The following is a 21,955-nucleotide window of genomic DNA, read 5'->3' on the forward strand; positions in this document are numbered from 1 at the left end:
CGGCGGTTCTTTCGCCGTTTTCCGCTCGCCATGTTGCGCTGGTTCGAATCCCTGATCGAAGTGTTCGCGAACGCGCGGCCGGAAACGCCGCCGCGCGGCGTGCTGCGCTTCTACCTGTTCCATCTGCGTCCGGTCTGGGGCGTGTTCGCCGGTGCTTGCGTGGCGGGGCTGCTGCTGGCGCTGGCCGAAGTGATGATGTTCGGCTACCTCGGCCAGCTGATCGACCTGGTCAATGCCGGCAAACCCGAAGATTTCTTCCGCACACATGCCGGCACGCTGGCTTGGATGGTCTTCGTCGTGCTGGTCGCGCGCCCGTTCCTGTTGACCCTGCATTGCTTGTTCATCAACCAGGCGGTCGCGCCGAGCCTGGACAATCGCGTGCGCTGGCTCAGCCATCGGCACGTGGTGCGGCAGAGCCTGAGTTTCTTCCAGAACGATTTCGCCGGCCGCATCGCCAACCGCGTCATGCACGCGGGCGACTCGCTGCGCGAATCGGCGGTGCAGATCGTCGATGCGATCTGGTACGTGCTGATCTACACCGCCAGCGCGCTGGTGCTGTTCGCCGAAGCCGATCTGTGGCTGATCGCGCCGCTGGTGGCGTGGCTGTTCGTCTACGTCGGCATCCTCTGCTATTTCGTGCCGCGCACGAAGGAGCGCTCGTGGCGCGCGTCGGAAGCGCGCTCGAAGCTGATGGGTCGCCTCGTCGACGGCTACGGCAACATTCTCACGCTGAAACTGTTCGCGCACGGCGAGCGCGAGGACGCCTACGTGGCCGAAGCGCTGCGCGAGCAGGTCGCCGCCAGCCGGCGCATGACGCGCCAGGTCACCGGCATGGATGCGTCGATCTCGATCGTCAACGGCTTTCTGATCGTCGGCACCGCCGCGCTCGCGACCTGGCTGTGGAGCCGCGGCGCGGTCAGCGCCGGTGCGATCGCGCTGAGCACGGGCCTGACCATCCGCATCCACAACATGTCCGGCTGGATCATGTGGGTCGTCAACGGCATCTTCGAGAACATCGGCACGGTGCAGGACAGCATCGAGACGATCTCGCAGCCGCGCGACATCGTCGACGCACCCGGCGCACCGGACCTCGTCGTACGCGCCGGCTCGGTGCGCTTCGACGCCATCCACTTCCACTACGGCCAGAAGGGCGGCGTGATCTCGGGGCTGGATCTGGCGATCCGCGCCGGTGAGAAGATCGGCCTGGTCGGCCCGTCCGGTGCGGGCAAGTCGACCCTGGTCAACCTGCTGCTGCGCCTGCACGACCTCGAAGGCGGCCGCATCGCGATCGACGACCAGGACATCGCCGCGGTCACGCAGGAAAGCCTGCGCAGCCAGGTCGGCATGGTCACCCAAGATACCTCGCTCTTGCACCGCTCGATCCGCGACAACCTGCTCTACGGCCGCCCCGATGCCGGCGAGGATGCGTTGGCCGACGCCGTCCGCCGTGCGCGCGCCGACGAATTCATCCCGCAACTGGCCGACGGCGACGGCCGCCGCGGTTACGAGGCGCACGTGGGCGAACGCGGCGTCAAGCTCAGCGGCGGCCAGCGTCAGCGCATCGCGATCGCGCGCGTTCTGCTGAAGGACGCACCGATCCTGGTGCTCGACGAGGCGACCTCGGCGCTCGATTCGGAAGCGGAGGCTGCGATCCAGGACAGCCTCGACGAGCTGATGCAGGGCAAGACCGTGATCGCGATCGCGCACCGGCTGTCGACCATCGCACGCATGGACCGGCTGGTCGTGATGGACAAGGGCCGCATCGTCGAATCGGGCACCCACGCCGAACTGATCGCGCGCGAGGGCTTGTACGCGCGGCTGTGGGCGCGCCAGACCGGCGGCTTCGTCGCGGCCGAGGCGGAGACCGAAGCGTAGGCGGCGCGTGCGATAATCGGGCTTTGCCTACACCAGCCCACGGATGAACGCGCCCCGCAAGCTCCTCGTCACCAACGCCCTGCCCTATGCGAACGGCCGGATCCATCTCGGCCACATGGTCGAGCACATCCAGTCGGACATCTTCGTGCGCGCGCTGCGCATGGCCGGACACGAGGTCCACTACGTCTGCGCAGACGACGCGCACGGCACCTCGATCATGCTGCGCGCCGAGCGCGAGGGCATCACGCCACAGGCGCTGATCGCGCGCGTGTGGGAAGAGCACACCAAAGACCTCGCCGACTTCGGCGTCGCCTACGACCACTACTCCACCACCGACAGCGAAGCGAACCGCGCGCTGACCTATCGCATCTGGAACGCGCTGGTCGCCGCCGGGCATACCGAATCTCGGCCGGTCAAGCAGCTCTACGATCCGGTCAAGGAAATGTTCCTGCCGGATCGCTTCATCAAGGGCGAATGCCCGAACTGCCACAGCAAGGACCAGTACGGTGACGCCTGCGAGGTCTGCGGCAAGACCTACAACCCGACCGATCTGATCGAACCGTATTCGGTCGTCTCCGGCGCCAAGCCGGTGGAGAAGGAATCCAATCACCTGTTCGTGCGTCTGGCCGACTTCGAGAGCGTGCTGCAGGCGTGGCTGTCCGAGCGCCGCGACGCCGGCGGCCTGCAGAGCGAGGTCGTCAATAAGTTGCAGGAGTGGTTCGCCGACGGTCTGCGCAGCTGGGACGTGTCGCGCGATGCGCCGTATTTCGGTTTCGAGATTCCGAACGAGCCGGGCAAGTACTTCTACGTCTGGGTCGACGCGCCGATCGGCTATCTCGCCTCGTTCCGCGAATACTGCGACGCGAAAGCGATCCGCTTCGAGGACTTCGTCGAGCGCGCCGACGCGGCGGCGAGCGGCACCGAGATGGTGCATTTCATCGGCAAGGACATCATCTACTTCCACACCCTGTTCTGGCCGGCAATGCTGCAGGGCGCCGGCTTGCGCATGCCGACAGCGGTCTACGTGCACGGCTTCCTCACCGTCGACGGCGCCAAGATGTCCAAATCGCGCGGCACCTTCGTCAATGCGCGCACCTATCTCGATCATCTGGACGCGGACTGGCTGCGCTACTACCTCGCCACCCTGCTCGGCCCGACCCTGGCCGACCTCGACCTCGATCTGAAGAGTTTCGAGGAGCGCGTGAATTCGCATCTGGTCGGCAAGTGGGTGAACTTGGCCAGCCGCACTGCCGGCTTCGTGCACAAGTTCTTCGGTGGCCGTCTGGCCGCAGCGCTGCCGGCCGCCGAGCGCGCGCGCTACGACGCGGCGGCGTCCAAGCTCGCCGCTTGCGCCGCGCTGTTCGAGGCACGCGACTACGCCGCCGCGACGCGACTGATCGTCGAGGTCGCCGATGAGGCGAACGCCTACGTCGCCGAACAAGCGCCGTGGCAACTGGCCAAGGACGAGACACGGCGCGAGGATCTGCATCGAGTCTGCACGCTGGCGCTGAACTACTTCCGCTTGCTCTCGATTTGGCTGAGCCCGATCGTCCCGTCGATCGCCCAGCGCGCACGCGCGCTGCTGCAAGACGACTGGACGCGCTTCGACGCAGCGACCGAACCGCGCCTCGGCACGAACCTGGCCGAGTTCACCGCGCTGACCACGCGCATCGACGCGAACAACATCAAAGCCATGATCGAAGCCTCGAAGGAATCGCTGCAACCCGCCACCGCGACCGCCGGCATTGCAACCGCGGCGCCGGCCGCCGCCGCGACCAATCCAGCCGCCGCACCTTCGGCCGTTGCCAATCCCCAATCCCCAATCCCCAATCCCAGCCTCATCAGCATCGACGACTTCGCCAAGCTCGACCTGCGCATCGGCAAGGTACTCGCCTGCGAATTCGTCGACGGCTCGGACAAGCTGCTGCGTTTCGAACTGGACGCCGGCGAGTTGGGCAAGCGCCAGATCTTCTCCGGCATTCGCGCCGCCTACGGCGAGCCGGAGAAGCTGGTCGGCCGCCATGTCGTGTTCGTCGCCAATCTGGCGCCGCGCAAGATGCGCTTCGGCACGTCGGAGGGCATGATCTTGTCGGCCGGCAGCGGCGGCAGTGAGCTGTACCTGCTGGACGTCGACGCCGGCGCTGCCCACGGCATGAGCGTGAAGTAGAGGCGCCGCGGTCTTGCCGCCGCGAAGTCGCTAAACTGTCGAGTATTCGTCGAAGGGAGAGTTGGCCATGACGCGCCGCTTCGTGACGTTTTGGTTGGTACCGCTGGCTCTGACATCGCTTTCCGCCATCGCGGCGGACACGGATGTGGCCATAACGACTCCGCAGGAGATCGTTTCGATCGCGCCAGGCAGCCATGTGGACATGCCCATCACCATCAGCAATCGCGGATCGACCGCATGGACGGAACCGCGGCTTTCGACCAGCGTCATTCCATCGACGTACGGAGTGGAGCAACGATCCCAGCCGGACTGCGGTCCTTTCGAGGTCGATTTCCAGTCCGGCGGATATCGAACCCTGGTATCCCAACTCTCTCCGATAGCCCCCGGTGAAGACCGCACTTGCGTGGTTCGAATCACTCGTGACGCCAGTGAGATCAACAATACCCTTACGATCTGGACCGCGATGGTCCTCGGCACCGGTTTTGCGATGAGGAGTGTCGACGTCGGCACCTTCGTCGACATTTCCGTCAGCGCCGTCCCGATCTCCAGCCTCGTCGACAACGAGGGGATGACGCATACCGTCTTCCGCCTCGATGCACGCAACAACGGGCAAGTGGACGCTGCCAACGTCTCCCTCGGTTTAGGACCTGTGTGCGTTGGCAGTCCTCTTCAGGTTGACACGAACTTGTCCGGCGGTTGCCAGAGCGATCAGGTCGAATGCGGATTCACGGGGGGTCCCGCTCCTGCCGCCCGATTTCCCGTCGTGCCAGCCAATTCGACGCAGTCTTGCCTGGTCCGCCTTTCGGCACCGCGGGACGCACATGCCGAAGTACAGAGTTACTTGGCCCCGGACAGACTGACCAATGCCGCTACCGGCGGACGGATCGGCGATCTCGACGACAGCAACAATCAGCCGCTGCTGAAGCTCGACATCCCCAACGGACAAGGCGCAGCCGTCGGCGCTCCCGCACTGTCTCCTTGGGCGGTCGGTTTGCTCTTGCTTCTTCTGTCGATGGCCGCGGGCGTCGGTGTCCAACGAGTTCGTCGCCGTTACTGATCTGCCGATAGCGAGGGTGACGACTCGTCAATATCGATGTCCAACCCGGTGCAACGGTGAAACTACGGAGGCCGCTTGCAGCGCGCGTATTGGTCCGGCGAATTCGATGAGGCGCATGTAGTCGGAGCATTGTTACGCGCTCACGGCATACACACGTGGGTATTCGATGCTTCGCTCGTCCGCCAAGATTGGTTTTACACGCTGGCGTTCGGTGGCTATCGAATCATGGTGTCCGATTCGCAGGTGTCTTCGGCGCATGACCTGCTGCTTTCGTATCGCGCGGGGGCTTTATCCCTGCCGGAAGAAGAAATTGACGCACCGACCTGCCCGCATTGCGCCGGAAATTCTGCCGATGACCCGCGGCCGCGACGAATTGCATTTGGTGTATTGATCGGTTTACAGGCTGCACCCGTCGCGTTTTTCGCTTCGCCTGCCTTGTGGTGGCTCACCGCCCTCGCTCCGCTTCTGCCGCTGCTTACCGTCCCACTGCTCGGATCGTGGCATCGCTGCAAGAAGTGCGACAAGACATTTTTAGTGCGGAAGCATCGCTTCGCTGCGTTGGCCCGATTGGTCGACGACGCGGAAGCGAGAGCGCCGCGAGAGTTGGGCTGAATGCACATCGCCGCTGATCTCGCCTCGCGCATCGACGATGTGTTGCCGCAGACACAATGCACACGCTGCGGCTACCCCACTTGCCGCGCCTACGCCGATGCGATCGCGAGCCAGGAAGCCGATATCGATCGCTGCCCGCCGGGCGGCGCGGAAGGCGTCGCGGCGCTCGCCGCCTTGCTCGGGCGTGCGGCGAAACCGTTGAACCCCGACTACGGCACCGAACAGCCGCCGCTGATCGCGGTCATCGACGAGGCGCTCTGCATCGGCTGCACCAAGTGCATCCGCGCCTGCCCGGTCGACGCCATCGTCGGCGCGGCCAAGCGCATGCACACGATCATTGCGGCCGAGTGCACCGGTTGCGAACTGTGCCTGCCACCGTGCCCGGTCGACTGCATTCGCCTGGTCGCGAGTGCCGAACGTCCGTTGGCGCGCGCAGGCGTGCTCGAACGCGCCGCGCGCGCACGCCTGCGCTACGAGACGCGCAATGATCGACTCGAGCGGGAAGCGGACGATCGCGCTGTTGTTCGAGCGGAAGAAACTCGCGCGCTCTCGGATGCAAAGGAAAACCCGGCTGAAATCGGACCGACATCGGATTCGTCCGACTCGTCCCTACCAAGCAAGGGCAGCGAGGTCGCTCCTCGCCCCGCAGCGATCACCCGCTCGGCCGTGCTCGAAGCGATTGCACGCGGCCGCGCGCGCCGCTTGAAGGAGCCCGATTGAAACGCGAGAAGATCGTCGAGCTGTTCCGCCGCCTGCGCGAGCTGAATCCGACGCCGACCACCGAACTCGTCTACACGACGCCGTTCGAACTCCTGATCGCGGTGATCCTGTCGGCGCAGGCGACCGACGTCGGCGTCAACAAGGCCACTCGACGTCTCTATCCGGTCGCCAACACGCCGCAAGCGATCCTCGATCTGGGCGAGGAAGGGCTCAAGTCCTACATCAGCACGATCGGTCTGTACAACGCGAAAGCGAAGAACATCCTAGCGACCTGCCGCATCCTGGTCGAAAGATACGACGGCGACGTGCCGCGTTCGCGCGAAGCGCTCGAAGCGCTGCCCGGTGTCGGCCGCAAGACCGCCAACGTCGTGCTCAACACGGCTTTCGGCGAGCCGACCATCGCGGTCGACACGCACATCTTCCGCGTTTCCAACCGCACCGGCCTCGCTGCGGGCGCGAACGTGCGGATCGTCGAGGACAAGCTCGAAAAGGTCGTGCCGGACGAGTTTCGCAAGGACGCCCACCATTGGCTGATCCTGCACGGCCGCTACGTCTGCAAGGCGCGCAAACCGGAATGTCCGCGTTGTTCAATCAGGGACTTGTGCGCATATCGTCACAAGACAGTAACGCTCTGAGACCGTCGCAAGGCCGGGTTTCCTGCGCGACCGGCGTTAAGTAAACGTTCTTTTGTCATCGAAGCGTAACAGGCGCTGCCCAGACTTCGCGGCAGTTTTCTGCCCGCATTCTTCGAGGACTTACCGGATGAAACTGCGACATGCGATCGCCGCGGCACTATTTTGCGCGTTCGGCACCAACGCGATGGCCTACGACCTTCTGAACGATTGGCCGACCAAGTACAAAACCGCCGACGGCTACGAAATCGGCGTCAAGGGTCTGTATCAATATCAGTACGAAGAGTACAACGGCGACACGAAGAATCCGGCCAATCCGAACGGCGCGCCGCTGCTGACGGACATGAATGCGTGGCGCCGCAAGGAGTTCAACGTCTACGGCAAGACGCCGTGGGGTCTGGACTTCAACATCGGCTACGACTTCACCGTGCGCCAGGGCTTGCCGACCACCGGCTGGCTCGACAACTTCGTGCGCTACACCAATTCGGACATCGGTGAAATCCGCCTCGGCCAGTTCAAGACGCCGGTCGGCTGGGAAGAAGCGTCGAGCTCGAGCGCGACCACCTTCCTCGAACGCGCGACGCCGGTGCAGGCGACCAACATGGGCCGCCGCATCGGTGTGGACTGGACCTATACCGGCATCAAGAACTGGCTGGTCAACCTCGCCTACTTCAGCGGCGGCGACCTCAACGGCGACAACGACGGCGACGGCCCGGCCGCGCGCGTGGTCTGGAACCCCTTCAATCGCCAGCCGGGCGCCGGTTCGCGCGAAGAAAGCAATGTGCTGCACCTCGGCATCTCCTGGTCGCAGGAAGACCGCGATGCGACCCGTGACGGCCGCGGCGTTCTCAGCAACCCGGCCGCACGCTTCCGCGCCCGCCCCGAGTCGGGCATGACGCCGACGCGCCTGATCGATACCGGCAACTTGGCCTTCCCGGGCGACATCGAACGCATGGGCCTGGAAGGCGCCTGGATCCACGGTCCGTTCCTGGTGCAGGGTGAATACCTGCGCTTCAGCGCCGACCCGAAGGGCAAGCCGAGCTACGAAGGCGACGGCTACTACATCCAGGGTTCGTGGGTGCTGACCGGCGAAAGCCGTCCCTACAGCAAGGGTTTCGTCGGCAACGTGCGTCCGGCCAACGAATGGGGCGCGGTCGAAATCGCCGTGCGCTACAGCTCGCTCGACCTCAACGACGGTCCGGTGCTCGGCGGCAAGGAAGACAACTGGACGATCGGTGCGAACTGGTACCTCGGTCAGCACTTCAAGGTGCAGGCGAACTACATCCAGGCCAACACCACCAAGTACTACGGCGGCTCGCTCAAGAAAGACATCGACGTCGATCCGCGTATTTTCGAAGCGCGCCTGCAGATCTATTTCTGATCCGCACCGCTCATCCGTTCACTCTCCTCGGGGCGCGCAAGCGCCCCTTTTTTTTCTTGCCGGACTCGCCGGCACAGGGCTACGTAGCAGCCTGCTACGCCCTCGCCACACCGCCGCATCAACGCAACAGCCAACGCCGGCGTAGGACGCCGATTCCAGCCAACCCGATCATCAACAGCGCAGCGGTCCACATCGATAAAGTGGGCGCGGCAACGGGAGGAGCTTGCGCGCCAGCGATGCGGAATACGGTCGGATCGGATGGGCCGGGCAACGATGGATCGTCGGTCGAGTTGAATCCTTCGTTGCTGCCGTTGCCGTCCGCGTCGAAGTAAACCGTACCCGCACGCGAAATCAGTTGACCGACGGTGACGTCCGCGTCGATCGTCCCGGTCAACGTGATCGTCACGCTGCCGCCCACCGGGATCGCTCCGTCCCAGAAAACCATGCTCGGTTTGCCGGTGACGAAACGTCCGCTGCCGCTGCTCGCGCTGACGGTCATCACGCCGAGCGGCCACATGAAAGATTCGCTGAACTCGCTAGTCGGATTGTCCGGCTGTTCCGTGCTGCCGCTGTTGGTCAACACGACCGTATAGGTCGCGCTGCCGCCCGGGACGAAATTGCCGCTGACCGTCTGTGTGCCGGTGACGTAGGCGCCGGCGCCCACGCCGGCATGAGCCGGTGTCGCACCGGTCAGCGAAAAAAATCCGAACAAAGCGCATGCCAGAGTCGATGAAAAAAACGCGCTATCACGCCGCCCGCAGCCGATCGTTCGCATGATTGCTCCCCAAGGTTTGGATGAAGATGCAGATCGCCCCTTTTTCCGAACGGAAGCGATGGTGCTTTCCGCATCGGCTGCATCCGTTCGCGACGATACGCCGCGACTGGCAGGCCGTCCATTCTGACGGTCGTGACGGCGTTCGCGGTGTAAAAGAATACTTTTTTCTATTGCAGCCAATCAGTACGAACGCCGAGCATCAGCGCACGTCGAGCACATCCGGCAGCGCATAGAATCCGGCCGCTCGCTCGGCGATCCAACGCGCGGCGGCGACTGCGCCGCGCGCGAAGATCATGCGGTCGCTGGCGCGGTGGGTCAGCTCGATGCGCTCGCCCGAGGTGGCGAACAGCACCGTGTGTTCGCCGACGATGTCGGCGGCGCGCGTGGACGCGAAACCGATCGTACCCGACCCGCGCGCGCTGTTGGCGTGAGAAAAACGCGCCGCGGCCTCGAAGTCTTGGCCGCGCGCGGCCGCCACTTCGCGACCGAGCATCAAGGCCGTACCGGAGGGCGCGTCGTGTTTGCCGGCGTGGTGCGCTTCGGCGATTTCGCAGTCCCAGTCCGGCAATGCCTTCGCCGCCGCGGCGACGAGCCGCGCCAATACCGCGACGCCGAGGCTGAAGTTCGCTGCCCACAACACCGGAATCGATTCGGCCGCACGCGCCAGTTCGGCGCGCTGACGCGCGTCGAGACCCGTGGTTCCGCTGACGAAGGCGAGCTTGCGCTCAAGCGCGAGCGCGAGGCCGTGATCGAACGCCTCGGCCACGCTGAAGTCGATCAGCACGCTCGCCGCTGTTTCCGCAGCGAGCCCGCTCGCATAACGCAGCGCATGCCGCAACGCCCGCACCGGCTCGCCGGCGCGAGTGGAGCCCTCGCGCACGAGCGCTGCGACCGGTAGCACGTCTTCGCGCTCGTCGAGCACGCGCAAGATCGCGTCCCCCATGCGCCCGGTGGCGCCATGAACGACGACGGCAGTGGGTGTGGGCATGACGCGCTCCGCGAAAACGGAGCGCGATGGTAGCTCAGGAGGTTACGCGGTCCCAGAAGCGCTTGACGCCGTCGAGCCAGGTGCTCTCGCGCGGCGAATGCGCCGAAGCCCGCTCGCCGGCGAACGTCGCCTCGAACTGCTGCAGCAGCTCGCGTTGTTCGCCGGTCAATCGCACCGGCGTCTCCACCGCGACGCGGCAGAGCAGATCGCCGGTACGTCCGCTGCGTACCGACTTGACGCCCTTGCCGCGCAAACGGAACAGCTTGCCGGTCTGGGTCTCGGGCGGAATCGAAATCTCCGTTTCGCCGTCGAGCGTGGGAACCTTGAGCTCGGCACCGAGCGCGGCCTGGGCGAAGCGAATCGGAATCTCGCAGTGCAGATCGTCGCCTTCGCGCTGGAAGATCGCGTGCTCGCGCACGCGCACCTCGACGTAGAGATCGCCGGGTACGGTGCCGCTCGGACCGGCTTCACCCTGTCCGCTCAAGCGAATGCGATCGCCGTTGTCGACACCGGCCGGAATCTTGATCGACAGCGTGCGATCGGACTGCACGCGGCCTTCGCCGCGGCAGTCGCGGCACGGATTGGCGACCACTTTGCCGGCACCACCGCAATGCGGGCAGGCCTGCTGGATCGAGAAGATGCCGTTCTGCATGCGCACGCGGCCTTGGCCGCGGCAGGTCGTACAAGTGGAGGTCTTGCCGTCGGCGGAGCCGCTGCCGTCGCAGGTGTCGCATTCGACCAGGGTCGGCACTTCGATCTGCTTCTCGATGCCGAACACCGCTTCTTCCAGGTCGAGTTCGACCAGGTAACGCAGATCCGAACCGCGCCGCGGGCGTCCGCGACCGCCGCCCATGCCGAAAATATCGGAGAAGATGTCGCCGAAGATGTCACCGACGTCGCCGTTGAAGCCGTTACGACCACCGCCGCCGTGCTCGAACGCGGCATGGCCGTGCTGGTCGTACAACGCGCGCTTGTGCGCATCGGACAGGACTTCGTACGCCTCTTTGGCTTCCTTGAATTTCTCCTGCGCCGCCGGATCGTCCGGGCAGCGGTCCGGGTGGCATTTCATCGCCAGCCGGCGGAAGGATTTCTTCAGCTCTTCCTCGTTCACGCCACGAGCGACGCCGAGTACTTCGTAGTAGTCGCGCTTGCTCATGGACGAGCCGAGATGGGAAATTGGGGATTGGGGATTGGACGAAGCATGATTGTGTCCGGACCGGAAAAGGGATTCATGTTCGGTGGTCGCCCTTCCGAATCACCAATCCCTAGTCCCGAATCCCGGCCTTATTTCTTGTCGTCTTTGACTTCGGTGAACTCGGCGTCGACGACGTCGTCGTTCTTGGCCGAAGCACCGGCCGCGTGCGGCGGCTCGCCGCCCTGCTGCGGCGCAGCCCCAGCGGCCGCGTGCAGCGATTGCGCGGCCTCTTCCAGCTTGGTCGTGCGCGCTTCGATCTGCGCCTTGTCGTCGCCCTTCATGACCTTTTCGAGATCGGCCAGCGCTTCCTCGATGCGGCCGATATCGCCCGGCACCTTGCCGCCGTGCTCCTTGATCGCAGCGCGCGTGGCGTGCACGAGTTGGTCGGCCTTGTTGCGCACGGCGACGAGCTCGTGGAATTTCTTGTCTTCTTCCTTGTTCGCCTCGGCGTCGCGCACCATGCGCTGGATCTCGTCCTCGGACAGGCCGGAACCGGCCTTGATCTCGATGCGCTGTTCCTTGCCGGTGGTCTTGTCCTTCGCGCCGACGTGCAGGATGCCGTTGGCGTCGATGTCGAACGTGACCTCGACCTGCGGCATGCCGCGCGGCGCCGGCTGGATGCCGGCGAGGTCGAACTTCGCCAGCGACTTGTTGTAGCGCGCCTGCTCGCGTTCGCCCTGCAGCACGTGCACGGTCACCGCCGACTGGTTGTCTTCCGCAGTCGAAAACACCTGCGACGCCTTGGTCGGGATCGTCGTGTTCTTCTCGATCAGCTTGGTGAACACGCCGCCGAGCGTCTCGATGCCGAGCGAGAGCGGGGTCACGTCGAGCAGCAGCACGTCCTTGACCGTGCCGCCGAGCACGCCGCCCTGGATCGCGGCGCCGACGGCGACCGCTTCGTCCGGGTTGACGTCCTTGCGCGGTTCCTTGCCGAAGAAGTCTTTGACCGCTTCCTGCACCTTCGGCATGCGCGTCTGACCACCGACGAGGATGACCTCGTTGACGTCGGAAACCTTCAGGCCCGCGTCGTTCAAAGCGGTGCGGCACGGCGCGATGGTCTTTTCGACCAGATCGCCGACCAGCGCTTCGAGCTTGGCGCGCGTGAGCTTGATGTTGAGATGCTTCGGACCCGACGCATCGGCGGTGACGTAAGGCAGGTTGACCTCGGTCTGGTGGGCCGTCGACAGTTCGATCTTGGCGCGCTCTGCGGCGTCCTTCAGGCGCTGCAGCGCGAGCGGATCGTTCTTCAGATCGACGCCCTGGTCCTTCTTGAATTCGTCGACGAGATAGTCGATGACGCGCTTGTCGAAGTCCTCGCCGCCGAGGAAGGTGTCGCCGTTGGTGGCCAGCACTTCGAACTGCTTCTCGCCGTCGACTTCGGCGATCTCGATGATCGAGATGTCGAAGGTGCCGCCGCCGAGATCGTACACGGCGATCTTGCGGTCGCCGCCCTTCTTGTCCAGGCCGTAGGCGAGCGCCGCCGCGGTCGGTTCGTTGATGATGCGCTTGACTTCCAGACCCGCGATGCGGCCGGCGTCCTTGGTCGCCTGGCGCTGCGAATCGTTGAAATAGGCCGGCACCGTGATGACCGCTTCGGTCACCGCTTCACCGAGAAAATCCTCGGCGGTCTTCTTCATCTTCATGAGCACCTTGGCCGAGATCTCCTGCGGCGGCATGCGCTTGCCTTCCGCGGTCTCGACCCACGCGTCGCCGTTGTCGTGCGCGACGATCTTGTAGGGCACCATGTCGATGTCTTTCTGCACTTCGGCGTCGGTGAACTTGCGGCCGATCAGGCGCTTCACCGCGTAGAAGGTGTTCTTCGGGTTCGTCACCGCCTGGCGCTTCGCTGTCGCGCCGACCACGACCTCGCTGTCTTTGAAGGCGACGATGGACGGCGTCGTGCGATCGCCCTCTGCGTTCTCGATGACGCGCGTCGAATTGCCTTCCATGACCGCAACGCACGAATTGGTCGTGCCGAGGTCGATACCGATGATCTTGCCCATTACTGTACTCTCCCGCTCTGAATTCGATGCGACCCGAAGGTCGTGACTGCCGCCAAATCTGGGGGTCTACCCCCCTGTTTCAAGCGCGTTATTTTGAAACCGATACCAATGCCGGACGCAATAGGCGCTCGTTCAGCACGTAGCCTTTTTGCATGACCGCAACGACGCGACCGGCGCCTTGGCCGGCCGCCTCCACCATTGCCATCGCCTGATGATGCTCCGGATTGAACGCCTCGCCGATGGTGCCGATTTCCTTCAGCCCATTCGCCTCGACCACACGCGCCAATTCGCGCTGGGTCAGCTCGACGCCGCCGCGCAGGCCGGCGTAATCGCTGCCTTCCAACGAAAGCCCGCGCTCGAGGTTGTCCAGCACCGGCAGCAGATCGGCCAACAGTTTCTCGTTGGCGAAACGGCGCGCCTGTTCGAGATCGCGTTGCAAACGTTTGCGCTGGTTGTCCAGTTCGGCGCGCTCGCGCAATACCGTCTCGCGCATTTCGGCGAGTTTGCCTTCGCATTCGGCCAATTGGCGCGAAAGAATCTCCAGCTCGTTATCGGCACCGTCATCGCCGTTCGGCTGCGCGCTCGCACTCGCCGTTTTCGCATCGTTGCTTTCCATCGTTCCTCCACGTGGGCGATGTCCAAAAATCCGCATCGATTTTGCGAACTGCCCGTTCCAAAAATCCGCCGCCCGCAAACGCGCGGATGGCGTGCTTCAACCGATTATCGCCGCAAGGAATGACCGGACGGCTGAAGCCGTCCCCGAAATCCCCGCAACGGTCCGCGTTATGAGGCCGGCTGGGCGCGCTTCAAGGCGCCGGAAATGATGCCAGCGGTCGCTTGCACGACCGGAATCACGCGTTCGTAGGCCATTCTCGTCGGCCCGATCACCCCGAGCACGCCGAGCACGCGGCCGCCGACGCCGTAGGGCGCGGTGACCAGACTGTAGCCGTCCAGCGCGGCAAACCCCGATTCCTCGCCGATGAACAGACGCACGCCCTCGGCATGGGCACAACGCTCCAGCAGCTGCAGCAGGTCGCGTTTGCGCTGAAACGCCTCGAACAGCTCGCGCAGGCGGTCGACGTCGGCCACGTCCTGGCCGCCCATCAGGTTGGTCTGGCCGGACACCAGCATGTCGTTGCCGGGGCTGAGCTGGAACGCCTGCTCGGCGACCTCGATCGCGGCGGAAAGCAGCGAATTGAGGCGCGCGCGCTCATCGCGCATCTCGCGCAAGAGCCGCACGCGGATCTCATCCAGGCGCTGGCCGGCGAAGTTCTGGTTCAGGTAGTTCGCCACTTGCTCGAGTTCGCCCGGCGCGTAGCTGCGCTGCGTCGCGATCACGCGGTTTTGCACCTGGCCGTCGGTGAAGACCAGGATCACCAGCACGCGGCTGCCGTCGAGTGGCACGAAATCGATGTGGCGGAACGGGAATTCCTCGCGTCGCGGCACGCTGACCACGCCGACGAAGCGCGTCATCTCAGACAACAGCGAGGTCGCGCTGCCGAGCAGATCCGGCGTGGCGGCGTCGGTCGGCAGCTCGCGGCGCAGCTGATCCACTTCCGGCTCGGCCAAAGGGCGCAGTTCGAGCAGGCTGTCGACGAACACGCGATAGCCCTGAGCGGTCGGCACGCGTCCGGCCGAGGTATGCGGCGCGGCGACCAGGCCGGCCTCTTCCAGATCGGCCATGACGTTGCGGATCGTCGCCGGGCTGACATCGAGGCCGGACGACTTGGCCAGCGTGCGCGAGCCGACCGGCTGCCCCTCGGCGATGTATTGCGCAATCAGCGAACGCAACAGGCTGCGCGAACGCGCATCGAGCGGAGGCTGGAGAAAGGGAGAGATCATCGCGGTCCACGCGGCGCCCCAGCGCCGACTTCGGAACGACGCTAACAAGCGCCGCCAGTGCAATCAATAGGGCCGGCCGAGGCGCGATTCAACGCGAAGCGGCCGCAGCGCCGCCGCCTTGGCCGCGCCTTGTCGTCATGCTAGCGTGCCGCGGCGTTTTTTCCCGGGCTGCTCAGGCGATGCTGGAAAGTCTTTACGTCAAGGATTTCGCGATCGTCGGCGAGGCCGAGATCGCGTTCGGGCCGGGCATGTCCGTGGTCACCGGCGAAACCGGTGCCGGCAAGTCGCTGCTGGTCGACGCGCTGCTGCTGCTCGCCGGCGGCCGCGCCGAGGCGGCGATGGTGCGGCACGGCTGCGAGCGCGCGGAGCTGTCGGCCGAGTTCGACCTGGCCGCGCGCACCGATCTTCGCGACTGGCTCGCCGCCGAAGACCTCGACGAGGACGGTGCCTGCCAGCTGCGCCGCGTGATCCGCAGCGAAGGCAGCTCGCGCGCCTGGATCAACGGCCGCCCGGTCACGCTGGGCCAACTGAAGACCCTCGCCGCCGGGCTGATCGAAATCCACGGCCAGCACGAGCATCAGGCCCTGCTCGATCGCGGCCAGCAATTGGAGCTGCTCGACGCGTTCGGCGAGCACGCGCCGGAACTGGCCGAGGTCGCGCGCATCGCGCGCGCCTGGCGCGCCACGGTGACGCGCATCGGGGAACTCTCGCGCGGCGCCGACCATGCCGAGCGCATCGAATGGCTGACGCACCAGGTCGACGAACTCGATCGGCATGCCGTCGCGCCGGACGAGCTGGCCGCGCTGGAAGACAGCCACCGCCGCCTGAGCAACTCCGGCCAGCTCCTGCAAGGCGGCGCCAAGCTGGCCGAGCGACTCGACGGCGACGACGAATTCGCCTTGCTGCGCACGGTCGCTCGCGCGCAGTCCGAGATCGCCCACCTCGTCACGCTCGACGCGCGCCTGGCGCCGATCGGCGAACTGCTCGACGCGGCGCAGATCCAGCTCGGCGAGGCGAGCGATGCGCTCGCCCGCTACCAGTCCGCGCTCGACCTCGACCCTGAACGGCTGGCCGAAACGGAGGCGCAGCTCGGCAAACTGCACGAACTCGCGCGCAAGCACCGCGTGCGCATGCCCGAACTGAAGGCCCATACGGACGCGCTGCGCGAAGAACTCGAAAGTCTGCGCGGCGCCGGCGCCAGCATCGCCGGACTGGAGGCCGAGCAGCAGCGACTTGCCGCCGACTACGCAAAGGCCGCAAAAGCGCTCAGCGCGAAGCGCACCGCCAGCGCGAATCGGCTCGGTGAGGCGGTCAGCGGCTTGATGGGCGAGCTGGGCATGCAAGGCGGACGTCTGCAAATCCAGCTCGAACCCGCCGGCAGCGCGGACCCCGATGTGCAGGGCGCCGAACGTTGCGAATTTCTGGTCAGCGCCAACCCCGGCCAGCCGCCGCGCGCTTTGCGCAAGGTCGCTTCCGGCGGCGAGCTTTCGCGCATCAGCTTGGCGATCGAAGTGGCCGCCTTGGGCAGCGATGCGATCGCGACGATGGTGTTCGACGAAGTCGATTCCGGCATCGGCGGCGCCGTCGCCGAGGTCGTCGGCCAGAAGCTGCGTACGCTCGGTGCACGTTGCCAGGTGCTGTGCGTGACGCACTTGGCCCAGGTCGCCGTGCAGGGGCATCAACACCTGCGCGTGAGCAAGTCCAGCGACGGCGCCTCGACGCAGACGCGCATCGACACGCTGGACGGAAACGCGCGTCGCGAGGAAGTCGCCCGCATGCTCGGTGGCATCGAGATCACACGCGAGACGCTCGCGCACGCAAAAAAAATGCTCGAAAGCGCCGCACAACGGTGAATACCTATCACCGGGCCGGAAACAGGAAGGAAACATGCGCTGTGCGAGTTGCGGCTGGACCAATCCGTCCGGCTTCCGGATATGCCATCAGTGCAAGCAGCCGCTGACCGCGCCTAAGCAGGCCGCGGAAGCACCGCTTTCGCATGCCTCCGGCGAGGTTTACGCAGGCACCGGCGCGCGCGTGACGGCGACCCTGATCGATCTGGCCCTGTTCGCCCTGGTGATTCCGCTGTGGCTGTGGCTGGGCGTGTATCTCGCGCAGAGCCTCGGCATGGGTGGAGTCGGGCTGTTCGCCCTGCTCTGCGCCGGCACGCTCGCGATGATCCTGTTGCCTGCCGTGCTCGACAGCTACGGCAAGGGTTCGATCGGCAAGCGCCTGCTCGGCATTCGCGTGGTCGACCAGCAAGGCAATGCGCCCGGCCTGATACGTTCGATCCTGCGCACCCTGGCCAAGTACGGGCTGCATCCCTTGCTGTCGCTGCCGGTGCTGCTGGCCGAGCGGCTGCTGTTCGGCGAACACTCCTTGCACAACCTGCTGATGCGCTGCCACGTCGTGTCCGCGCGTGCATCGGTCGAAGCGATCCGCTATCGGCTGCGCAACGACGTCGGCAGCGCGCGCTTTCTGCGCCTGGCACGCTGGTTCGTTTTCGCGCTCGGCGGCGTGATCGTGCTGCTCGCTGCACTGCTGACCTTCGCCGCGCTGACGGCGACGCCCAATCCGCGCCGCGATGCGGCGCGCGCGGCGGCGGCGGACGCGAAGGACATCGCGCGCGCGATCGGCAAGGACTGGGCCGCGAACAAAGAGCGCTTCCCGCAGCGCTGGGACGGCGCGCTGCCGGCTTCGATCGCAAAGCTCGAAATCGACGCATCGACCGGCACGCTGACCGTCACCCCGGCCGACCCACTGCTCGCCGGCACGCACCTGAAACTGGTTCCGGAAATCGTGCGCAAGAAAAACGAGCCGCGCATCCAAAGCTGGCGCTGCGACAGCCCGGAACTGCCGAAGGCCGATCAGCCGTTCACCTGCAGCAGCGAGGTCGCGGAACCGGCTTCCCCATCGCCCAAGACGGACACGCCGACTCCATGAGCCCACGCATCGAAGCGATCCTCGACGCCGAGGACAACGACAATCTCGACCTGGCCTGGCACCTCGCCGAGCAGCTGCTGGCCGATGCGCCGAACAACGCCGGCGCCTGGGCAGCCCGTGCACGCCTGCATTGCAAGCTGGGCGACGACGAGGCCGCCGTGGCCGACATCGCCGCGGCGCTCAAGCTCGATCCGCGTTGTACGGATGCACTATGGGTGCGCACCACGATGATCGACGACGACGCACGCGCCGTCGCCGAGTACGACCGCATCCTGCAGCAAGACCCCGATCACTACGGCTGCCTGATGTCGCGCGGCTGGTCGCTCGCTCAGCTCGATCGCACCGACGATGCCGTCGCCTCCTGTGCCGCCGCGCTGCGCGTGCGGCCACGGCGCCAGCGCCCGGCCAACAACGCCGTGCACTTCCTGATGGAAGCGGGTCGCGTCGAGGAAGCTTCGGCGTTCTACGAGCGTCTCGCCGCGGCGCGTCCCGACGACGGCATGACCGCCTACAACGCCGGTACGCACTACTACCAAATCAACGAGTACGAGAAGGCGATCGTCCACCTCGACCGCAGCCGCCGCCTGCTCGGCGAACAGAACGCGATCCAGCACAACCGCGCACTGACGCTGCAAATGCTCGGCCGCCACGCCGAAGCGGTGGAGGAATGGAGCAACGTACTGCTGCGCGAACCCGACTGGGACTGGGCGATCAGCGGACGCGAGCGCTCGCTGCGAGCGCTCGGGCGCACGCAGGAAGCCGATGCCGATTTCGCGCGCTGGAAGGAAACCGTCGGCGGCGAGTCGCTCGAGGCGCGCACGCTCGAAGCGCGCCGCCACATCGACGCGGGCGACCACGAGCAGGCGCTGCGCCTGCTCGAACGCGTGATCGCCGAGGGCGACGCCGACGGCGACGTATACAACCTCACCGGCTTCTGCCTGGCCAAGCAAGACCGGCACAGCGAAGCGAAGGGCATGTTCGAACGCGGCCTCGCCGCAGACTCCGACCTCAGCTACCTGCACCGCAACTACGGCGAGACGCTGCTCGCGCTCGACGACCCGGCCGGCGCGCAGGCGCATGCGGAAACAGCCATCGCCTTGAATCCGCGCGACGATCGCGCACACCGCCTGCGTGGGCTCGCGCTGGTCAAGCTCGGGCGTGCTGCCGAGGCCTTAGCGTCGCTGGAGCAATGGGTCGCGCTGGCACCGCAGAGCGTCGCCGCTTTGGTTCAGCTGATCAAAACCCTGCAATCGCTCGATCGCCACGCCGATGCGCTCTCACGCTGCGAAGAGGTGATCCGTCTGATACCGGCGGACGGCTGGGGCCATCTGAAGAAGGCCCAATCGCACGAAGCGCTCGGCCAGAGCGCCAACGCGAAACTGGCCTACCAGAAAGCCGCCTCGAGCTATTTCGCCTCCGGCGACGCAAGCGATGCGGAGTACTGCCGCAAGGCCGCCGACAACGTGGGCAAGCAGAAACGAGGCTTGCTGGGACGGCTGTTCGGAACGAAGGGCTAAGCGGCCGACGTTCGGCGGTTCGCTCTCTACGTCGGTAACGCCGTCCCCCTTAGCGTCGGCGGGGGTGAGGGTCCGCGCTATTTGCGCTTTGCCGGCCGTACGTACAGCACCAGGCTGTGATCTTCGATCACATAGCCGTGCCGCTCGGCGATCTCGTGCTGCAGGCGCTCGATCTCCTCGCTGGAGAATTCGATCACCTTGCCGGTTTCGATGTCGACCATGTGGTCGTGATGCTTGCCGCGATCGAGTTCGTAGACGGCCTGGCCGCCCTCGAAATTGTGCTTGAGCACGATGCCGGCAGCCTCGAACTGGGTCAGCACGCGGTACACCGTGGCCAGGCCGATGTCGTCGTGGTGATCAAGCAACTCCCGATAGATGTCCTCGGCCGTGAAATGCTTGCCGTTGTGACTGTCCAGGATCTCCAAAATCCGCATGCGCGGATGGGTGACCTTGAGACCGGCCCTGCGCAATTCGTTCGATTCCACCTTCATCCTCCGGTCCCCACCAGCGTTCGCCTTGCGGTTCAGGGCCCTAGTGTATCATTCACCTTTTTACGGCCTTTGGACCCCTACACGCATGCGCCTGACCTGGCTCGCCCTATTCGCCATCGTCCTGACCGGCTGTGGCTGGAGTCTGAATCCGCTCTATCGCGTCGACGTCCAGCAGGGCAACCTGTTCGACAAGGACACGGTGGAGTCGTTGAAGGAAGGCATGACCAAGCGCCAGGTTCTGCTGGTGATGGGCTCGCCGGCGGTGATCAGCCCGTTCGACCAGAACCGCTGGGACTACGTTTCGACCATGCGCCGCGGCCGCAACAATATGGAAACCAAGGACCTGACCCTGCATTTCAAGGACGACGCGCTGGTCAAGATCGAAGGCGACTATTTCCCCGAGAACCCCGATCAGTTGATCAAGGACGCGCAGAAATACAAGCGCGAATACCCCGACGAGAAGAGCGGGGACGACGACAAGAAGAAGAAGAAAAAGCAGGGCAGCTGAGTTCGGCTTTCACGATTTGGACTTGAGTGCCGCGCGACGACGCCGCGATTCCTTCGGATCGACCTGCAGCGGCCGGTACAGCTCGACGCGATCACCGGCACGCAGCGGCGCATCGCGCGCAACCGGCTTGGACCAGACGCCGACCGTCAACTCCGCCGCATCGATACCTAGCTCGCGTTCGACGCCGGCAGCGAGGATCGCCGCGGCGACCGTGGCGCCGGCAGGCAAGTCGACACGGCGCAAGAACTGCCGCTGCGGCTCCGCATAAGCCACTTCGACGCTGATCGTCGCGGCGACAGGTTCAGACATCGCTTTTTGCTGCGGCGGCGCAGAAATCGTCGACCATGCGACTGGCCAAACCCTGGAAACCCAGCCGCAGCGCCGCGCCGGCGAGGCGTCCGCTGTAGTCGAAGTCGAGCGCCAGGGCGATCTTGCAGCCGTCCTCGCCGAGCGGCGTGAAAGTCCACTCGCCTTCGAGCGTGCGCAGCGGACCGTCGACCAGGTGCAGATGCAGGCGCTGCGGACGTTCGAGCGTGTTGCGCGTGGTGAAGCCTTGCGTCAGGCCGGCGAAACGCAGGTCCAGCCGCGCGACCAGCACGTCGTCGCCTTCGCGCTCGAGTACGCGCGCGGCGGAGCACCAAGGAAAGCGCCTCGGGTATGCTTCGACGTCGTTGACGAGGTCGAACATCCGTTCGGGCGTCTGGCGGACCAGGGCGTGGCGGCGGATCTGGATCATCGTGATCGTTCAATTGTAATTGACATGGCCAAACAGAAGACCAAAGAAAAAAGCGGCACCGGCACGATCGCGCAGAACAAGCGCGCCCGTCACGAGTACCACATCGACGAACACTACGAAGCCGGCATCGCGCTCGAAGGCTGGGAAGTGAAGAGCCTGCGCGCCGGTCGCGTCAACCTCGGCGACGCCTACGCGATCGTGCGCAACGGCGAGATTTTCCTGTTCGGCGCTTCGATCGTGCCACTGATCTCGGCCTCGACCCACGTCGTGGCCGAAGACCGGCGCACGCGCAAATTGCTGCTGCATCGCGAGGAGATCGACAAGCTGATCGGTTCGATCGAACGCAAGGGCTACACCTTGGTGCCGCTGTCGCTGTACTGGAAGTCCAATCGCGTCAAGATCGATCTCGGCCTCGCGCGCGGCAAGCAAGAGCACGACAAGCGCGACACCGCCAAAGAGCGCGACTGGAGTCGCGAGAAGCAGCGCGTGATGCGTGCGCGCAACAAAGAAGCCTGA

At 65.3% G+C, this 21,955-nt stretch carries 21 protein-coding genes; 12 read left to right on the forward strand and 9 right to left on the reverse strand.

Annotated features, from left to right (window positions below; translation table 11 throughout):
- Positions 1-30 precede the first annotated feature (30 nt).
- The 7 genes from AC3QL3_RS13880 (at position 31) to AC3QL3_RS13910 (ending at position 8,444) form a co-directional block, all read left to right on the forward strand.
- Entirely contained in the window at positions 31-1,875 is a 1,845-nt protein-coding gene (locus AC3QL3_RS13880) for an ABC transporter ATP-binding protein (protein ID WP_492894564.1), read from the forward strand.
- A gap of 43 nt (positions 1,876-1,918) precedes the next feature.
- Positions 1,919-4,042: a methionine--tRNA ligase gene (metG, locus tag AC3QL3_RS13885; protein WP_492894566.1), complete on the forward strand. Its 2,124-nt coding sequence runs from the start codon at positions 1,919-1,921 to the stop codon at positions 4,040-4,042.
- Positions 4,043-4,109: 67 nt separating this feature from the next.
- The gene (locus AC3QL3_RS13890) at positions 4,110-5,099 is read left to right on the forward strand and encodes a hypothetical protein (protein ID WP_492894568.1); all 990 of its coding nucleotides are present in this window, start codon (positions 4,110-4,112) and stop codon (positions 5,097-5,099) included.
- A 75-nt stretch (positions 5,100-5,174) separates the two neighbouring features.
- Positions 5,175-5,711 (forward strand): hypothetical protein, encoded by a 537-nt coding sequence (locus AC3QL3_RS13895; protein ID WP_492894570.1) that lies wholly within the window; start codon positions 5,175-5,177, stop codon positions 5,709-5,711.
- The gene (locus tag AC3QL3_RS13900) at positions 5,712-6,431 is read left to right on the forward strand and encodes an RnfABCDGE type electron transport complex subunit B (RefSeq protein ID WP_492894572.1); all 720 of its coding nucleotides are present in this window, start codon (positions 5,712-5,714) and stop codon (positions 6,429-6,431) included. It abuts the gene before it with no gap.
- Entirely contained in the window at positions 6,428-7,066 is a 639-nt protein-coding gene (gene nth, locus AC3QL3_RS13905) for an endonuclease III (protein ID WP_492894574.1), read from the forward strand. The genes AC3QL3_RS13900 and nth overlap by 4 nt, the downstream gene beginning before the upstream one ends.
- 127 nt (positions 7,067-7,193) lie before the next feature.
- A complete protein-coding gene (locus tag AC3QL3_RS13910; RefSeq protein ID WP_492894576.1) occupies positions 7,194-8,444 on the forward strand; it encodes an OprO/OprP family phosphate-selective porin in 1,251 nt (416 codons plus the stop codon).
- Between the two features lie 118 nt (positions 8,445-8,562).
- Here the strand turns inward: AC3QL3_RS13910 and AC3QL3_RS13915 are convergent, their stop codons facing one another.
- From AC3QL3_RS13915 to hrcA, 6 genes are all read right to left on the reverse strand, one after another.
- Entirely contained in the window at positions 8,563-9,156 is a 594-nt protein-coding gene (locus tag AC3QL3_RS13915; protein WP_492894578.1) for a hypothetical protein, read from the reverse strand.
- A 262-nt stretch (positions 9,157-9,418) separates the two neighbouring features.
- Entirely contained in the window at positions 9,419-10,207 is a 789-nt protein-coding gene (gene dapB / locus AC3QL3_RS13920; RefSeq protein ID WP_492894580.1) for a 4-hydroxy-tetrahydrodipicolinate reductase, read from the reverse strand.
- Between the two features lie 34 nt (positions 10,208-10,241).
- Entirely contained in the window at positions 10,242-11,363 is a 1,122-nt protein-coding gene (dnaJ, locus tag AC3QL3_RS13925; RefSeq protein WP_492894582.1) for a molecular chaperone DnaJ, read from the reverse strand.
- A 128-nt stretch (positions 11,364-11,491) separates the two neighbouring features.
- Complete coding sequence (gene dnaK / locus AC3QL3_RS13930) at positions 11,492-13,405, reverse strand: molecular chaperone DnaK (protein WP_492894585.1); 1,914 nt, start codon at positions 13,403-13,405, stop codon at positions 11,492-11,494.
- Positions 13,406-13,493: 88 nt separating this feature from the next.
- Positions 13,494-14,021 carry a nucleotide exchange factor GrpE gene (gene grpE, locus AC3QL3_RS13935; RefSeq protein WP_492894587.1) on the reverse strand — a complete coding sequence of 176 codons (528 nt, stop codon included), beginning with the start codon at positions 14,019-14,021 and terminating at the stop codon, positions 13,494-13,496.
- A 167-nt stretch (positions 14,022-14,188) separates the two neighbouring features.
- Positions 14,189-15,247, reverse strand: coding sequence for a heat-inducible transcriptional repressor HrcA (gene hrcA / locus AC3QL3_RS13940; protein WP_492894589.1), 1,059 nt, complete (start codon positions 15,245-15,247; stop codon positions 14,189-14,191).
- A gap of 179 nt (positions 15,248-15,426) precedes the next feature.
- Between hrcA and recN the strand changes: the two genes are divergently transcribed.
- The 3 genes from recN to AC3QL3_RS13955 are packed head-to-tail and all read left to right on the forward strand — an operon-like array spanning position 15,427 to position 19,704.
- The gene (recN, locus tag AC3QL3_RS13945; protein ID WP_492894591.1) at positions 15,427-17,100 is read left to right on the forward strand and encodes a DNA repair protein RecN; all 1,674 of its coding nucleotides are present in this window, start codon (positions 15,427-15,429) and stop codon (positions 17,098-17,100) included.
- Between the two features lie 34 nt (positions 17,101-17,134).
- Positions 17,135-18,187, forward strand: coding sequence for an RDD family protein (locus AC3QL3_RS13950; protein WP_492894593.1), 1,053 nt, complete (start codon positions 17,135-17,137; stop codon positions 18,185-18,187).
- Positions 18,184-19,704: a tetratricopeptide repeat protein gene (locus AC3QL3_RS13955; protein ID WP_492894595.1), complete on the forward strand. Its 1,521-nt coding sequence runs from the start codon at positions 18,184-18,186 to the stop codon at positions 19,702-19,704. The genes AC3QL3_RS13950 and AC3QL3_RS13955 overlap by 4 nt, the downstream gene beginning before the upstream one ends.
- Before the next feature lie 77 nt (positions 19,705-19,781).
- On the opposite strand, the gene fur is transcribed toward AC3QL3_RS13955, so the two are convergent.
- Positions 19,782-20,195, reverse strand: coding sequence for a ferric iron uptake transcriptional regulator (gene fur / locus AC3QL3_RS13960; protein WP_492894597.1), 414 nt, complete (start codon positions 20,193-20,195; stop codon positions 19,782-19,784).
- A gap of 85 nt (positions 20,196-20,280) precedes the next feature.
- On the opposite strand from fur, the gene AC3QL3_RS13965 reads away from it, so the two are divergent.
- Positions 20,281-20,703 carry an outer membrane protein assembly factor BamE gene (locus AC3QL3_RS13965; protein ID WP_492894599.1) on the forward strand — a complete coding sequence of 141 codons (423 nt, stop codon included), beginning with the start codon at positions 20,281-20,283 and terminating at the stop codon, positions 20,701-20,703.
- A gap of 9 nt (positions 20,704-20,712) precedes the next feature.
- On the opposite strand, the gene AC3QL3_RS13970 is transcribed toward AC3QL3_RS13965, so the two are convergent.
- Both AC3QL3_RS13970 and AC3QL3_RS13975 read right to left on the reverse strand, forming a co-directional pair.
- Positions 20,713-21,012, reverse strand: a complete 300-nt coding sequence (locus AC3QL3_RS13970) for an RnfH family protein (RefSeq protein ID WP_492894601.1) — start codon at positions 21,010-21,012, stop codon at positions 20,713-20,715.
- Complete coding sequence (locus AC3QL3_RS13975) at positions 21,005-21,439, reverse strand: type II toxin-antitoxin system RatA family toxin (RefSeq protein WP_492894603.1); 435 nt, start codon at positions 21,437-21,439, stop codon at positions 21,005-21,007. The genes AC3QL3_RS13970 and AC3QL3_RS13975 overlap by 8 nt, the downstream gene beginning before the upstream one ends.
- Positions 21,440-21,463: 24 nt before the next feature.
- Here AC3QL3_RS13975 and smpB point away from each other — a divergent pair, with 24 nt between their 5' ends.
- The gene (gene smpB, locus AC3QL3_RS13980; protein ID WP_492894605.1) at positions 21,464-21,955 is read left to right on the forward strand and encodes an SsrA-binding protein SmpB; all 492 of its coding nucleotides are present in this window, start codon (positions 21,464-21,466) and stop codon (positions 21,953-21,955) included.

Source organism: Dokdonella sp. GW821-FHT11D02 (assembly GCF_058808595.1).

What these genes read in the sequence shown, in the direction of transcription:
- AC3QL3_RS13880 (WP_492894564.1), top strand. Translation starts at nt 31, where the DNA reads ATGTTGCGCTGGTTCGAATCCCTGATCGAAGTGTTCGCGAACGCGCGG.
- metG (WP_492894566.1), top strand. Translation starts at nt 1,919, where the DNA reads ATGAACGCGCCCCGCAAGCTCCTCGTCACCAACGCCCTGCCCTATGCG.
- AC3QL3_RS13890 (WP_492894568.1), top strand. Translation starts at nt 4,110, where the DNA reads ATGACGCGCCGCTTCGTGACGTTTTGGTTGGTACCGCTGGCTCTGACA.
- AC3QL3_RS13900 (WP_492894572.1), top strand. Translation starts at nt 5,712, where the DNA reads ATGCACATCGCCGCTGATCTCGCCTCGCGCATCGACGATGTGTTGCCG.
- AC3QL3_RS13910 (WP_492894576.1), top strand. Translation starts at nt 7,194, where the DNA reads ATGAAACTGCGACATGCGATCGCCGCGGCACTATTTTGCGCGTTCGGC.
- dapB (WP_492894580.1), bottom strand. Translation starts at nt 10,207, where the DNA reads ATGCCCACACCCACTGCCGTCGTCGTTCATGGCGCCACCGGGCGCATG.
- dnaJ (WP_492894582.1), bottom strand. Translation starts at nt 11,363, where the DNA reads ATGAGCAAGCGCGACTACTACGAAGTACTCGGCGTCGCTCGTGGCGTG.
- dnaK (WP_492894585.1), bottom strand. Translation starts at nt 13,405, where the DNA reads ATGGGCAAGATCATCGGTATCGACCTCGGCACGACCAATTCGTGCGTT.
- grpE (WP_492894587.1), bottom strand. Translation starts at nt 14,021, where the DNA reads ATGGAAAGCAACGATGCGAAAACGGCGAGTGCGAGCGCGCAGCCGAAC.
- hrcA (WP_492894589.1), bottom strand. Translation starts at nt 15,247, where the DNA reads ATGATCTCTCCCTTTCTCCAGCCTCCGCTCGATGCGCGTTCGCGCAGC.
- recN (WP_492894591.1), top strand. Translation starts at nt 15,427, where the DNA reads ATGCTGGAAAGTCTTTACGTCAAGGATTTCGCGATCGTCGGCGAGGCC.
- AC3QL3_RS13950 (WP_492894593.1), top strand. Translation starts at nt 17,135, where the DNA reads ATGCGCTGTGCGAGTTGCGGCTGGACCAATCCGTCCGGCTTCCGGATA.
- AC3QL3_RS13955 (WP_492894595.1), top strand. Translation starts at nt 18,184, where the DNA reads ATGAGCCCACGCATCGAAGCGATCCTCGACGCCGAGGACAACGACAAT.
- fur (WP_492894597.1), bottom strand. Translation starts at nt 20,195, where the DNA reads ATGAAGGTGGAATCGAACGAATTGCGCAGGGCCGGTCTCAAGGTCACC.
- AC3QL3_RS13965 (WP_492894599.1), top strand. Translation starts at nt 20,281, where the DNA reads ATGCGCCTGACCTGGCTCGCCCTATTCGCCATCGTCCTGACCGGCTGT.
- AC3QL3_RS13970 (WP_492894601.1), bottom strand. Translation starts at nt 21,012, where the DNA reads ATGTCTGAACCTGTCGCCGCGACGATCAGCGTCGAAGTGGCTTATGCG.
- AC3QL3_RS13975 (WP_492894603.1), bottom strand. Translation starts at nt 21,439, where the DNA reads ATGATCCAGATCCGCCGCCACGCCCTGGTCCGCCAGACGCCCGAACGG.
- smpB (WP_492894605.1), top strand. Translation starts at nt 21,464, where the DNA reads ATGGCCAAACAGAAGACCAAAGAAAAAAGCGGCACCGGCACGATCGCG.